This window comes from Pseudomonas sp. SWRI92, assembly GCF_014268685.1.
In the GTDB taxonomy this organism is placed as follows: Bacteria; Pseudomonadota; Gammaproteobacteria; order Pseudomonadales; family Pseudomonadaceae; genus Aquipseudomonas; species Aquipseudomonas marvdashtae.
Window position 1 is genome coordinate 126,441 of the sequence record NZ_JABWQY010000011.1, and the last position, 15,868, is coordinate 142,308.

Here is a 15,868-nt window from a genome sequence, read left to right on the forward strand (position 1 = left end):
GAGGGCATGCCATAGCGTTTAGCTGATGCTGCGAAAACTGGGCGAAATGTCAGGAAGGTGTCGGTAACTCCCGAGAATATTTAGGAAAAACAGCGCCGAACACCCGAGATTTTTTCCTTTCTCTGTCACCGGAAGTTGAGAGCTTCTACGCCGTGGCCACCCCTTTAAAAGAGCGCTGGAAATCTGCTCGGGGCAGCGGTCGCGATGAGAAGCACAAGCGAACTACCAACGTCCAGACACGATGAAAGGAGATTCTTCATGTTCAAGCGCAACGTTCTTGCTGTTTCCATGGCCGTCGCCGGCCTTTGCTCCGCCCAGGCCATGGCCGCTGTCGTCGGTGGCGGTGCCACTCTGCCGCAGAACCTGTACGGCGTGCCTCCAACCGGTGGCGTCGCGGCTCCCGTCGGCATCCTCAACGGCCCTGCGCCACAACCGGCCTTCGCCAACTACGTGGGTGTGGGCAGCGGCGGCGGCAAGACCGCTTTCCTGACCAACAACTCCGACGTGCTGGTCTGGAACCTCGACGGCAACTCGGCCACCGCCCTGGAAAAGGTCTACGTTCCGGCCGTGACCGTTGACTACGCCGGTAGCGATTCGATCCTGTCCAGCGCTGAACTGACCACCTATCGCGCCGCTCACCAGTCGCCCGCCGTGCCGACCGGCAACGCCGCCAACTGGGGTCCGATCATCCAGATCCCCGCTGAAGCCACTTCGGTCACCGTTCCATACAAACTCACGTTGGCCAACGGCACCGCCGTCAACAACCTGAACCTGACCAGCGCCCAGCTGTGCAACATTTTCTCGGGCACTGTCACCACTTGGAACCAGGTCAACAGCACCTATCCAACCACCCCGATCAAGGTCTACTACCGCGCCGGCAGCAGCGGCACCAGCGAGATCTTCACCCGTCACTTGAACAGCCAGTGCCCGACCAAGTTCACCACCAACGGCACCTTCACCACGGCCGTCGGCACCGTTCCGGCAAACGCCACTGCCGTGACCGGCAGCACCGCGATGGCCAGCACCGTGCTTTCCACCGAAGGCGCCATCGGCTACGTCGGTCCGGAAGACGTCAACGCCAGCAGCAACGCCGTGGTCGCTCGCGTCAACGGCAACCTGCCCACCGTCGGCAACGTGACGACCGCCCTGAGCACCATCGCTCCGCCAGCCGCCGCTGATCGTGGCCTGCCGGAAAACTGGGCCAAGGTCCTGCCTAACCCGGCGACGGGCTACAGCATCGTTGGCTACACCTTCCTGGTGTTCAACCAGTGCTACAAGGACAGCACCGATACTTCCGCTGTTCGCAGCTTCATCAACCGTCACTACACCCTGACCGACCTGGCCAACAACGACGACGAAATCATCGCCGCCAAGCTGATCCCGATCACCGACACCTGGAAAACCGCGGTCCGCGAAACCTTCTTCACCGCCACCAACTCGCTGTCGGTGGGCAACACCACCGCCTGCAACGGCATTGGTCGTCCGCTCTAAACCCTGAACACCGGGTTCGCTGCATGAACCGGCAACAGCCTCGCGCTGTTGCCGGTTTTTTCGCTCGCCCAGGCGAGTTACTCATTGGAAGAGCGCCTACATAAGGAGATTGTTCATGTACAAAAACTTCGTTTCGAATAGCGTGATGGCTCTGGCCCTGGTATTGAGCGGTGCTCAGGCAATGGCAGCAGTAGTGGGTGGTGGCGCAGACGCTCGGCAGATCCTTTACGGCATGCCCCCAACTGGGGGTGTCGCTGCTCCCGTCGGCATCCTCAACGACCCTAAATTGGCCTTCGCCGACTACGTGGGTGTGGGTAGCGGCGCCGGCAAGACCGCTTTCCTGACCAACAACTCCGACGTGCTGGTCTGGAACCTGGACGGCAACTCGGCCACCGCCCTGGAAAAAGTCTACGTTCCGGCCGTGACCGTTGACTACGCCGGTAGCGACTCGATCCTGACCAGCGCTGAACTGACCACCTATCGCGCCGCTCACCAGTCGCCCGCCGTGCCGACCGGCAACGCCGCCAACTGGGGTCCGATCATTCAGATTCCTGCCGAAGCCACTTCCGTTACCGTTCCATACAAACTCACGTTGGTCAACGGCACCGCCGTCAACAACCTGAACCTGACCAGCGCCCAGCTGTGCCACATTTTCTCGGGCACTGTCACTACTTGGAATCAGATTAACAGCGCCTATCCAACCACCCCGATCAAGGTCTACTACCGCGCCGGCAGCAGCGGCACCAGCGAGATCTTCACCCGTCACCTGAACAGCCAGTGCCCGACCAAGTTCACCACCAATGGCACCTTCACCACGGCTGTCGGCATCGTTCCGGCGAACGCCACTGCCGTGAATGGCAGTGCGGCGATGGCTAGCACCGTGCGTTCCACCGAAGGCGGCATCGGCTACGTCGGCCCGACATACGTCAACGCTGGCGATAATGCTCAAGTGGCTAGAGTAAACGGCAATATGCCCACTGTCGGCAACGCAACGACTGCATTGAGCACCATCGCTCCGCCAGTCTCTGCTGATCGCGGCTTGCCGGAAAACTGGACCAGGGTCCTGCCTAACCCGGCGACGGGCTACAGCATCGTTGGCTACACCTTTATGGTGTTCAACCAGTGCTACAAAGACAGCACCGATAACACTGCTGTTCGCCGCTTCATCAACCGCCACTACACCCACACCGACCTGCTCAACGATGATGACGAAATCATCGCCGCCAAGCTGATCCCGATCACCAACACCTGGAAAACTGCGGTCCGCGAAACCTTCTTCACCGCCACCAACTCGCTGTCGGTGGGCAACACCACCGCCTGCAACGGCATTGGTCGTCCGCTCTAAACCCTGAACACCGGGTTCGCTGCATGAACCGGCAACAGCCTCGCGCTGTTGCCGGTTTTTCGTTTCAGGCAACCGCCCGGCAGATGAACATTGCATGACAAAAGTTCGGTCGCGATGGCGTCAACCTGCCTTGGGATTAGTCATTTGCGCGCCTCGTCCAGCGGGCGCTACCGAATTCGCCCTGCGTAAAAAGGATCCGTAGTGATGCGTCGCCGCCCACAGAAAGCCACTCGCCGTAATGCTGAATCCACCGCTGTGCTGCGCCTCAAGCCTTTGGCCCAGGCCATTGCCTTGCTGCTGCTGGCCAACCCCGCGTACGCAGCGACCAGTTTCAGTTCGGCCTGGTTCGCGGCCAAGGGCGCGGCTCCGGCGGCGGGCCCGGCCAGCCCCAGCGCGCCGCGCCCTGGGACGCCTCCACCGCTGGCGCAGCAACAACGGGTGCAGCAGCAGTTGGGCCGTTCGCTGGCGAACATGAACAGCACGGTGGCGGCGATTGCGGCCAGCCAGGCTGCCCAGGCGGCTGGGCGTGCGGCCACCTTTGGCGCACCGCAAACCATCCATAACGGTTTGGGTGGCAATGGCCTGAACGCGGTGATTGGTCCGGACGGCAAGCCGCTGTTCGTCAACGCCAATGGCCCGGTACAGAGCGATGCCAATGGCAAGGTCGTGGTGACCGTCAAGCAGACCGCCGACAAGGCAATCCTCAACTGGGACACGTTCAATATCGGCCGTGACACCACCCTGGCGTTTCAACAGGACGCCAGTTGGGCGGCGTTGAACAAGGTCAACAACAGCACCGCGCCGAGCCAGATCCAAGGCCAGATCAAAGCCGACGGCACGGTGATGATCCTCAACAGCAACGGTGTAGTGTTCAGCGGCAGCAGCCAGGTCAACGTGCGTAACCTGGTGGCGGCCGCCACGGATTTCAGCGACGAGCAATTCAAGACCGGTGGCCTCTACAACGCCAGCGCCGCAAGTTTCACCAACGCCCAAGGCGCGATTCGGGTGGAGACGGGCGCGCAGATTTCCACGGCCGCCCCAAGCAAATCGACCGCCGGTGGCGGCTATGTGTTGTTGCTGGGCAAGACCGTCGACAACGCCGGCACCATCAGTACCCAGCGCGGCCAAACCGTGCTGGCGGCCGGTGACAGCTTCACGATCAAAAAGGGCTTCGCCAGCGACGGTAACTCGACTTCAACCACCCGCGGCAATGAGGTCATCGCCCATCAAGTAGGCGGCACGGGCGCCGGGCAGGTGAGCAACACAGGGCTGTTGATGGCGGCCAGCGGCGACGTGACCCTGACCGGCAACCAGGTGCGGCAAAACGGCGTGGCCGTCGCCAGCACCTCGGCGGACACCCGTGGCACGCTGCATCTGACCGCGCGCGGTAGCGAGGCCAACGTGACCCTGGGCGAAGGCAGCACCACGGCGATCCTGTTGGATGCCAGCGCCACGGCCCTGGACAGTCAGCGCGACAGCTTGTTGAAACCGGTCGTCAGCCAGGACGGCAAGGTGATCCCCGCCGACACCTATCGCCGTGACCTGTCTCTGGTGCGGATCGACAGTGCCGGCAGCGTCGACTTCCAGAAAGGCTCGATCACCCTCGCCACCGGCGGCCAGGTCGCAGTGAATGCCGGTACCCGCAGCCTGGTGCGCGACGGCGCGGTGATCGATGTGTCCGGCGCCACCGGGGTCAAGGTGGCGATGGAAGCGAACAGCATCAAGGTCAACATCCAGGGCAACGAGCAGCGTGATGCCGCCGGCAACCGGGATGAAGGCGCGTTGAATAACAACGATGTGTGGGTGGATACCCGCGAGCTGGTGTTCGTGCCGGCCGGCACCAACGGCTACGCCACCGATCGCTGGTACACCGCCGGTGGCTTGCTGGAAGTCAGCGGCTACCTCGGCACCCAGGGCCATAGCGCCGCCGAATGGATGGCCCAGGGCGGTACCGTGAGTTTTACCGGTAATGACTTGGTCACTCAGGCTGGCTCGCAGATCAATATGTCCGGCGGCACGCTGGACGTGCAAAGCGGCACGATCAAGCAAACCTGGCTCAGAGGCGCCGATGGCCGCTTGTATGAACTCAACCGCGCGCCCGGCGACAGGCTCTACACCGGCCTCTACAAAGGCTACGAAGACCATACCCAGCGCTGGGGGCAAACGAACTATTACTACAATCCCCTGATCGCCCCGCGCTCGCGCCAAGAGGCGGGCTACACCGTTGGCCGCGATGCCGGCACCCTGGTGATTGGTACGCGTAATGCGGTGCTCGAAGGCACACTCGCCAGCGACACCTTCCAAGGTGACCGCCAGACCCGCGCCGCCCAGGCCGGCCTGGATGGCTACCAGCAGTCGCAAAAAGCCGTAGCCCGGGGTGGGCAACTGGTGGTCGGCGCGTACGTGCCGTTCTACGTGAAGGAAAGCGGCACCGTGGAATATGCCCTTGGCGCCACGGCCGATACGCTAAAAAACGTCGTCATCGGCAAAGGCGCCGCAGGCGTTGCCAATGGCATCGACCTCGGCAGCGCCTTGCCGACGGATCGCCAGGGTACGTTGTACCTGGACAGCAACCAGCTCAGCGGCTTCAAGCTGGGTGCGATCAAAGTAGCCGCCAGCGAAGGCATTAATGTCGAGGGGGCGTTGCAGGTAGCCCCTGCCGGCACCATCAGTTTGTTTGGCCCGAAAGTGGCCGTGAATGCTGACATCACCGCCCACGGCGGCGTCATTCAGGTGGGCAGGGATTTCGTTCAGGTCGATGGCTCGATGCCGGTCGCCGGCGCTTCCTCGATCACCGTGGGCAAAGGGGTGCGCCTGGACGCCAGTGGGCTGTGGAGCAATCTGCAACTGGACCCTGCCGACATCAGCGCCTTGCCCTACCAGAACGGTGGCAGCATTGCCCTGAAGACCGGCGGCGCCCTCGTGCTGGGCGCCGGCAGCGTGCTGGATGTCTCTTCCGGCGCGGCCTTGCTCAATTCGGGCAAGTTGCAGGGCGGCAAGGGCGGCGATGTCAGCCTGAGCACCGTCACTGGGGAATTGAGCTTGGGCGGTGAGTTGCGTGGCCAGGGTGTGAAGGGCGGCGGCACCTTGCAACTGCATGCCGGTAAAGTGCTGATCAGCGACACCGCGACATCGGCGGCGGCGGGTACTTTGTTGCTCGATGGCGGTTTCTTCAAAAAAGGCTTTTCCGCCTACGACATCATTGGCAGCGATGGCCTGGAGGTTGCCGAGGGCACCCGAGTCGACGTCACGTTGCCGGTGTATCGCCAAGGCCCGGCCGCCGCTGGGCTCGCCACCGGTGGCGCGCCTGGCAGCGCGCTGGAAACCTGGACGCCGCCGCTGTACCTCGAAGACGCCGGCAAGGGCGTGCTGACCCAACGCCAGGGTGCCAGCCTGGCGCTGCAAGCCGGCAGCCAGAACACCCGCCCAGGGAACGTTGCCTCCGCGGACCTGCTGGTGGGCAAGTCGGCCGTGCTGAACGTCGATCCCGGGCAGGCGATCCGCTTGAGTGGGATCGGCCAAATCACCGTGGACGGCACATTAAATGCCTGGGGCGGTTCGATCACTGTCGGCTCCGCACTTGGTCCGCAAGCGGCGGCCATACCGCACAGTGACCAATTCAAGTCGATCTGGATCGGCGAGAACGCGGTCCTGGACGTAGCCGCTCGCGCCGCCACCGCCACGGATGCCAGGGGGAACCAATACGGTTTCGTGCGTAACGGCGGAAGTATCGTCATTGGTGGTGAAATCGACCATGCGACGGGCGACGGCGGCGGTATCGTCAAATTCATCGTGGTGCGCGAAGGCGCGTTGCTCGACGCTTCGGGTGCGAGCGCCGTTCTGGATGACGCGGGGCAAAACCGCTTGGTTGCCAGCCACGGCGGCAGCATCAGTTTTGGCTCGACCAATGGCCTCTACCTTGACGGTCAATTCAAGGCTGCCGCCGGTGGTACCGGCGCGGCGGGCGGGAGTCTGTCGGTAGGGCTGGGGGCCACCGTTTATTCGAACAATTCCGATTTGCCGGACGACCAGCGCAAGACCCGCGAACTGATTATCGAGCAACACCATTCCGCGACCGGGATCGCCGCCGGTAGCGCTCCCGAACAGGGCGCCGCCCTGTTGGAACATGGTTATGCACGGCTAGCGGTGGATCAGGTCGAGGCCGGCGGCTTTGATACGTTGTCGCTGTTCAGCACTGGCTTGTTGACCTTCGACGGCAATGTGAACCTGTCGATGGCCAACGCGCTGCAACTCTATGCGGGGGCGTACGGCATGGCAGAGACAGCCGCCGCGGACTCGGTGGTCAATTTGCGCGGCAGTTACGTGCGCTTGGCTGGCGCGGTGGATAAAACGGCCGCCGGGGCTGACAACAGCAGCACCGGCATAGGACTGACGCCGTCGGCACGACCTGCCGCGGGGAAATTGCTGCTGACAGCGACCGGGCTCCTTGAGGTCCGCGACGCGGTGAGGGTCGGCGGCAGCGGAACGCTGACGATGGCCGACGGAGAAGTCCGGCAGGTTGACCGTCGCGGTTTTGCGGATCTGCAGCTCAACAGCCAAGGTGACATTCGGATGGCGAGCAGCCAGACCGATCACAAGATGTTGATTCGTACACCGGGTGTGCTGGGCCTCACCGCCGCGCAGATCTACCCAGGCACCGGTGTGCAAGGGACCCTGACTGCCAAGCGAATAGACATAGGCCGCAATGGCTCGGCGATCCCTTCGGTGCCTTACTCCGCGTTCGGCGAGTTGCGACTCGAAGCGGATGTCATCAATCAGGGCGGCATTTTGCGGGCGCCCTTGGGTAACCTGATCATCGGCCAGACGGCGCTGGAAACGGCGTCGCGTCCCGGCAGTGACGTGAACTTTCTGCCGGGCAGCCTGACCTCCGTCAGCGGCGCGGGGCTCGTCATGCCCTATGGCGGAACAGCGGATGGCAAATCCTACGTGTTCGATGGCGTGACGCTCGACAAGAGCCTGCTGCAGCCAGCCCTCAATGGCGTGCCAGGCAAGATCGATCTGGTGGGCGAGACCATCGACGTTGCGGCGGGGGCGGTGGTGGATGTGTCCGGCGGCGGTGAATTGACCGGCGCCGGTTTCATCTCGGGTCGTGGCGGTTCCACTGACGCGCGCTTCAATCCCTTGGTGCAGTTCGGCCCGGACGGTTTCCTGTTACCGGCACTGAGCAGCAACCCGGTCTACGCCATCGTTCCCGGCGTACAGACCGGCTATGCGCCGGTGGGTGGCGAAGCCGGCGCCGTTGCCCCCGTGGTCGGCCAGCAGATTACCCTTGGTGCCGGCGTACCCGGCTTGCCGGCCGGCACCTATACCTTGCTGCCCTCGACCTTCGCGCTGCTGCCGGGTGCGTTTCGCATCGAGGTCAACGGCCTGGCCGGGCAGGGCGGGGTCGTGCCGACCCAGGCCATGCGTAACGGCTCCTGGGCAACGGCCGGTACCCTGGGCATTGCCGGCACGGGCGTACGCGACAGCCTGGCGAGCCAGGTGATTGTCACGGCGGCGGATACGCTGCGCCGCTATTCGCAGTACAACGAGACCAGCTTCAGTCAGTTCGCCCTGGCGGATGCCGCGCGCCTGGGCGTGCCCGCTGTGCTGCTGCCCCGGGATGCCAAGGCGTTCAACGTCACGTTCGAGCGCAACCAGAGTGACCAACCGAGTTTCAGTTTTGCCGGAAAACTGCTGAGCAAAGCAGCCAAAGAGGGTCGCGGCAGCACCACCACACTCACGTTGGTCAGGGCCGGGAACCTGGAAATCATCAAGGCAGGAGAGGCGGCCAGTTCTGGATCGGACGTTGTAACCCTGACTGACGATGCGGTGAATGCCATCGGCGCCAGCAGCCTGTTCATCGGCGGTTACGCCTTGGCCCGCTATGGCCAGGGCGGTAACTTCCTTGAGTTCGGAAATGGCAATGGCTCCGTCGCCAAGACCCAAAACATCACCTTGCGCAGCGGCGCGACCTTGCGGGCGCCTGAAGTATTCCTGGTGACGTCGAGTCCGAAGGGCGGGATCACCGTGGAGCAAGGCGCGTCGATCAATACCCTGGGCATGGGCGCCGTGGCCCGTGACTCGCACGATGGCTATATCTACAGCCCCGGTCGCAACAGCGTGCTGGCCGTGTCCAATGGCTACCTGAACATGCTGGCGCCTTCAGCGCCTAACCCGCAGGAGCCAGATAGTGCCCCCGGCAGTATCCGCATCGGTGTATGCGATGGTGTCTGCACCGGCACCACCCGCCTGTATTCCGAGGGCACCATCGCCTCGGCCACGGACAATCGCTTCGAGCTGACGGATGCCGTGCGCTTCGGCACCCGCAACCTAACCCTCGCGGTCGGTGGCATCAACGTCGGCAATGCCGACACCCTGGCTGACCTGGCGTCGCGCAATCTGTTGCCCAATGGCCTGACGCTCAACCAGCAGGTGCTTGACCGCCTGTTGCTCGGCGATACCAGCGCCGGCGCGCCGGCGCTCGAAACCCTGGTGCTGGGCGCTCGCGATTCGCTGAATTTTTATGGCAACGCCAGCCTCGATACCTTTGACGCGGCGACCGGCAAATCACGGCTCAAGGAGTTGGTGCTCACCACGCCCGCCATCTACGGCAAGGGCGAGGCGGGTGAAACCGCGCGAATCCGCACCCGCGACCTGATCTGGAACGGTGCGCAAAACGAGGCCGCCAGCATCGTGCGCGACAGTGCCGGTACGGGTGCGGGCAACCTGCAGATCGACGCCGAACGCATCGGTTTTGGCTATGCCCCGACCACCGAGCCCAAGGTGGTCAAGGCCTATGACCGGCTGGCGCTGGGATTTGCCAACGTCAATCTCAACGCCAGCGAACGCATCACAGCCAACCATAAGGGTGGCCTGCTGGTTTACCAGCGTCAGGGTGAATACATCACGGGCAAAGGCTTTCAGTACAGCGGCGGCAACCTGAACATCCTCACGCCGTTGATGACCGGCGAGGCCGGGTCGGTCAACCGGATCACCGCAGGCGGCAATATCCGCGTCAGCGCTCCGGCGGGCAGTCGCCTGCCGGTGGCCAGCGCCGATAGCTTGGGCGCCGAGCTGGCGTTGAACGGCAAGAACGTACGGGTCGAAGGCAACGTGGTGCTGCCCAGCGGCAAGCTGACCCTTAGCGCCGAGGATGAATTGACCCTCACCGCCGCCGCGCGCCTCGACCTGGCCGGACGCAAAATCACCTTCAACGATGTCAGTAAGTACAGTTGGGGCGGTGACCTGATCCTCGAAAGCCGCAACGGCAATATCCGCCAGGCCGCCGGCTCGGTGATCGATCTCTCCGCCGTGAACAACCAGGCCGGCACCCTCAAGGCCACCGCACTGGCGGCGGCCGCCGGCAAAGTCGACCTGGCGGGCAGTGTGCTGGGCAGCAGCAGCGGCTACTACGATGCGGGCGGCACCGCCGTGCCCTACAAGGCCGGCAGCGTGGACATCCGCGCCCAACGCCTGGGCGATGGCAGCCTGAGCGATGACTTTGCCACCCTCAACCAGCGCCTGAACCAAGGCCAGGTATTCGGCGGGCGCCTCTTCCAGCTCAAGCAGGGCGACCTGGTGATCGGCGATGGCCTCAAGGCCGGTGTGGTCAGCGTGTCGGTGGACGGCGGCAAACTCACCGTCAATGGCACCGTGGACGCCAGCGGCGAGCGCGTGGGTTCCATCCGCCTGGCCGGCAAGCAAGGCTTGACCCTTGGCGGCAACGCCGTGCTCGATGCCCACGGCCGCGTGCTGCGGGTCGACAGCTACGGTCAGATCATCGATTCGCCGAACCGCGCCATGGTTGAACTCAGTTCCGGAGATGGCCTGCTGACGCTGGCCGGTGGCGCGCGCATCGATCTGCGCCATGGCACCGCCACCACGGTCGGCCACGACGGCAAGGCCCGTGGCACCCTGGAGCTGAATGCGCCACGCCTGGGCGGCGCCACGGCCGGCGACATCGCCATCGACGCCAGCGGCAACCTGAACATCCAGGGCGCCAAGCTAATCGCGCTCAATGGCGTGCAACGCTACGACGATGCCGACTACGGCACCGATCCGGCGGCCAGTGGCCGGCCGTACCAAGTCATCAATCAGGACTACCTCAACGGTATCCATGACGACAACCGGGACTTTATCGACAACGCCTTGAACAACAATGCCTTACGCTACGGCAAGCTGGCGGGCCTCAACAATGCCGCCTATCGCAACGCTTTCCACCTGCGCCCCGGCGTCGAAATCGTCAGTGCCACCGCCGACGGTGACCTGGTGGTGCAGGGCGACCTGGACCTCTCCGGTTACCGCTACGCCAGCCTCAACCCGCTGACGCCAAAAACTGCCGTATACGGTTCCGGCGAAGTCGGCAGCCTGGTGCTGCGCGCCGGTGGCGACCTCAGCGTATATGGCAGCATCAACGACGGTTTCGCGCCGCCGCCCGCAACCCCGGACGACGATGGCTGGGTGCTGACGCCGGGCAAGCAATTGTTCAACGGTGATGTGATCGTGCCGCGCGCGGGCATCGAGTTGCAGGAAGGCACTACGTTCTTGTCCGGCGTCACCCTCAACTACGACTTGCCATTGCAAACGGTCACCCTGGCTGCGGGTACTCGCCTGCCGGTGCCTGGCGAAGTGGCAGAAGCCGTGAACCTGCCGGCCGGCACGGTACTGGCGGCGAATATCCGCAACGCCGATGGCTCGCTGGCCCACGCCGCCGGAACCCGGCTGAGTGCTGACTTGACCCTGGACCCAGGGATGATTCTCGATGCCGGGTCGGTGCTGGCGGGCGACATGGCGCTGACCGGGCTGGTGTGGCCCAAGGGCGTGGCGTTGCCCAGCCGTCCGTTGAACATGGTCGATATGTCCAACCCGAATGTCATGGTGCAAGCGGGCGCGCTGCAGCTCGCATTGGGCGCGCTGATTCCGGCGGGCACCGACGTGAAGCTCGCCGACGGCGTGGAGAAGATCAACTTGCGTGGCGGGGACGGCAAGGGCCGTAACTGGGCAATTGCACCGATGCTTGCCGAAGGCTCGCAATCGTGGTCGGTGCGGACCGTGGCGGGCGCCGATGTTCAGGCCGCCGACACGCGTCTGGCGGACCCCTATGCGCAGAATGGCAAGCTGACGGTGGCGGACACCCATTATGCAATGCAGGGTACCCGCGTTCAGACCGGGGGAGGAGCACCGGTGCCGGGCTCGGCGAGCGATCCAGTGGTGACGACCACGGATTTTTCGATGATGTTTTTTGGCGATCTCAGCTATGCAGGTTTGCCAGCGGCAGCAATGGCGGTCCAATTCGGCATGACCCTGGAGGATCTCTGCGCCATCGGGCCGATGTGTACTAACAGCCCTCTGTTCATCACCGTTGTCGGTGCCGGCGCCCTGGGCAATCCGGCTTATGAAGGGCGCTCGGCCAGCGAACTGGCGGCTGAACTGGGCCAGACCGTGGACATGCTTTGCGTCTCCTCCGATGCCTGCCTGGCGAAGTTTTCCGAGGGTGAGTACCAATACGCCTACAAACCCGAGGCGAGCAGTTTCAGTGTCCTGCGCACCGGTACTGGCGACCTCGACCTGGTCAGTGCGGGCGACCTGAGCCTGCACTCGCTGTTCGGCATCTACACGGCGGGTACTTCGACCCTGACCCAGGCGCAATCGGCAGGCTATAACCTTGCCCGAGGGGTCTGGAAAGATGGTTCAGTCGACCAGGTGACGGACCAAGTGCTTCCTTGGGGCGCCGGTGTCTATGAATCCTTGGTAGACGGCGGCCCGAGCAGCCTCTACCGCGCCTGGTATCCCGATCAGGGCGGCAACCTGTCGTTGACCGTTGGCGCAGACTTGACCGGCGATGTCATCAGCCGGACCGGGCTGAACGCGAGCTCAAGCGTTGGCAACTGGCTGTGGCGCCAGGGCGGCGGCGTCGACGGGACCACGCCCACGGCCTGGTGGATCAACTTCGGCACCTTCGTGGCCGAAGACCAAAACATGGCACTGGTCGGCTTTACTGGACTCGGCACCTTGGGCGGCGGCAACCTGGCCGTGGACGTGGCGGGTGATGCCGGCATGTTGGCGCCACGTGGCGACACCGGCGAGCAATACGCTACGCGCAGCCAGGGCTTGGTACTGGCCGTGGGCTCGACGGGGCGCATGGTCAATGGTCAGTTGCAGATGACCGGCGGCGGTGACTTGAGCCTGCGCGTCGGTGGTGGGCTCAACCCATCGCTGAGCGCGCGGGCGCTGGAAAGCGCCAACAGCAAAGGTCCGGTCGCCCAGCGTCATGCATTGAACGGCAGCCTGATCAATTTGCGCGGGACCGTCAGGGCCCATGCCGGTTCTTTTGGCGGCATCGAATTGGTCAGCGGCCCGCATGCGCTGTGGCAGGACCCGCGTGAAACCCGGGCCTACGATCCGTTCCAAGCCACCTCGGCAAGCGCCACCGGAGGCATGATCGTGGTGCCGGGGGACGCCACCGTGGCCCTGGATGCCCGAGGCGATCTGGTGCTGGGCGGCGCCGCCGATGCCGGGCGTCTGCTCTCGCAAGGTACACAGCTCGTCAACTTGGGGGCCGCAGGAAAGGGCACCGGCTCCTCGTGGTTCAGCCTGTGGACCGATCACACCGCCATTGACCTGTTGACGGCGGGGGGCAACCTGACGCCGTTCACGCGAGTCGGCGAGGTGGCCATAGGCGGTAGCGCCCCGGCGCCGGGCGACTCGGCACCCACCGATGGTCGTTTTGTCTATCCGTCCATCCTTCGAGCCACCGCCGCCAACGGAAGCCTTTACTACGGACCTTCCGGGACCTGGACGGGGGGTACGGCGATGCCGAATCTGCCTTACTCGCTAGTGCTGGCGCCGGGCGCGCAGGCGCAACTGGAGTTTCTCGCGTCCGACTCGATTTACGCGGGAGGTTTTACCATTTCCCCCACCAACGCTCCTCAGGCGAGCCTGGCCACGGTGGCTCGTCCGGGGTTCAGCTACATGGACAGTACCGGCGTCAAAACCGACACGAATGGCACGGGTACTCTGTTCGCTTTCGGCGGCTCCGGCACCGAAGGCAGTTACCGGGGCGCGGACCAGCCGACACGCTTCTACGCGGTGAACGGCGATATCGTGGGGCTGCGCACGGGGGAGATCCTGTCCTTTTCCGTTCAACCCTACGAGGGTGATATCTGGTACGAAGCCGCTCGGCCGGCCTGGATCATGGCGGGGCGCGACATAGTCAACAGCGGACAGCTCACCAACAATTCCGTGCCTCAGCTCCCTGGCGATGCGAAAAGCACCGGCAACCTGTTCGTCCACGACGACCCCACCGACATCTCCGTTGTCTCCGCCGGCCGCGACATTCTCTACAGCACTTTCAATGTCGCCGGCCCCGGTACGCTGGAGATCAGCGCCGGACGCAATATCCTGATGGAAGACCAGGCCGCCGTGACCAGCCTCGGTCCGGTGAAATCCGGTGACAACCGCCCAGGCGCAAGCATCGTGATGCAAGCCGGCGTGGGCGCTGCCGGGCCGGATTACTTGGGCTTTGTGCGCCAATACCTGGATCCGGCCAACCTGGCGGACGCCGCTGTCGGCCTGGCTCAACAGCCGGGCAAGGTGGCAAAGACCTATGAGGTCGAATTGGCGGCCTGGCTGGCGTCGCGGTATGGCTTCAGCGGTGAGGCCGATCAGGCGCAGGCTTATTTCGCCGCGTTGCCGGCCGAGCAGCAGCGGGTGTTTGCTCGCGAGGTGTACTTCGCCGAACTGCGTGCCGGTGGTCGCGAGTACAACAACGCCAGCAGTCCTCGTTCCGGTAGCTACCTGCGCGGTCGCAACGCCATCGCCGCGCTGTTCCCGACCCACGACGTGGCGGGCAATCCCCTGGCCTACCAGGGCGATATCACGATGTTCGGCGGAGCGGGGGTGCACACCAACTTTGGTGGCGATATCCAGATGCTGACGCCTGGCGGGCAGCAGGTTTTTGGTATCGAAGGCGAAGCGCCGCCGTCCAGTGCCGGGGTCATCACCCAAGGGGTTGGCGACATCCAGTTGTTCAGCAACGGCAGCGTGTTGCTGGGACAAAGCCGGATCATGACCACCTTTGGCGGCGACATCCTCGCGTGGTCCGCGACAGGCGATATCAACGCCGGTCGCGGTTCGAAAACCACGCTGGTGTACACACCGCCCAAGCGCGTCTACGACAACTGGGGCAACGTCACCTTGTCGCCGTCGGTGCCGAGCACTGGCGCCGGCATTGCCACGCTCAACCCCATTGCCGAGGTCGCACCGGGCGATATCGACCTGCTCGCGCCGCTCGGCACCATCGATGCGGGAGAGGCGGGCATCCGGGTTTCTGGCAATATCAACATCGCCGCCTTGCACGTGGTCAACGCGGCCAACATCCAGGTGCAAGGCAAGTCCAACGGCGTGCCGGTCAGCGCAGTGGTCAATACTGGCGCGCTGACCAACGCCAGTTCCGCCGCGGCTTCGGCCAGCGACGCGGCGGAAGGCGTGGCCCGCGAGCAACAGGCCGCCTCGCGCAACCGCATGCCGTCGGTGTTCAGCGTGCAGGTCCTGGGTTTTGGCAACGAGCGCCTGGCACCGTCGCAGGAAGGCGCCAGCCGGGCACCGGACCACGAACCGAACAACAGCGTGCGGGTATTGGGCGCCGGACGGTTGGACGACCAGGCGCGTAATCAGTTGACCCCGGAGGAACAACGCAACCTGACGCTCTGAGAAACATCAACAAAACCCCGCGGGCGACAGGCAACTGTCGCCCTTTTTCATGGGCGCTCGGTCGCTGTCGGTAACCGTTCATGAAGATTCGATGACAAAAGTTCGGTAGTGGCAGGTGGCCGGGGTCAAGGTTGTGTGAAACGGCAACGGCGCAGGAACGCCGTGGACGAAAAGGCCTTTTGCAGGGAAGCCGGACAACTTTTTCTGGCGCTATTTCGCGCTGGATGCCAGGTGTGACAGGGGCATTGGGGTCTATGGAAAGTTACTCGAAAGTGGGCATGCAGGAGCTGGACCAGCGCCTGTCGAAAATTGTTGAAG

General features: G+C 64.0%; 3 protein-coding genes. All 3 read left to right on the forward strand.

What is annotated here, in order from left to right:
- Positions 1–258 precede the first annotated feature (258 nt).
- The 3 genes from HU762_RS18045 to HU762_RS18055 all read left to right on the forward strand — a co-directional run bounded on the left by HU762_RS18045 (position 259) and on the right by HU762_RS18055 (position 15,550).
- Positions 259–1,491 carry a substrate-binding domain-containing protein gene (locus HU762_RS18045; RefSeq protein ID WP_186639290.1) on the forward strand — a complete coding sequence of 411 codons (1,233 nt, stop codon included), beginning with the start codon at positions 259–261 and terminating at the stop codon, positions 1,489–1,491.
- 115 nt (positions 1,492–1,606) lie between these two features.
- The gene (locus HU762_RS18050; RefSeq protein ID WP_186639292.1) at positions 1,607–2,836 is read left to right on the forward strand and encodes a substrate-binding domain-containing protein; all 1,230 of its coding nucleotides are present in this window, start codon (positions 1,607–1,609) and stop codon (positions 2,834–2,836) included.
- Between the two features lie 204 nt (positions 2,837–3,040).
- Entirely contained in the window at positions 3,041–15,550 is a 12,510-nt protein-coding gene (locus tag HU762_RS18055) for a filamentous haemagglutinin family protein (RefSeq protein ID WP_186639294.1), read from the forward strand.
- Positions 15,551–15,868 lie beyond the last annotated feature (318 nt).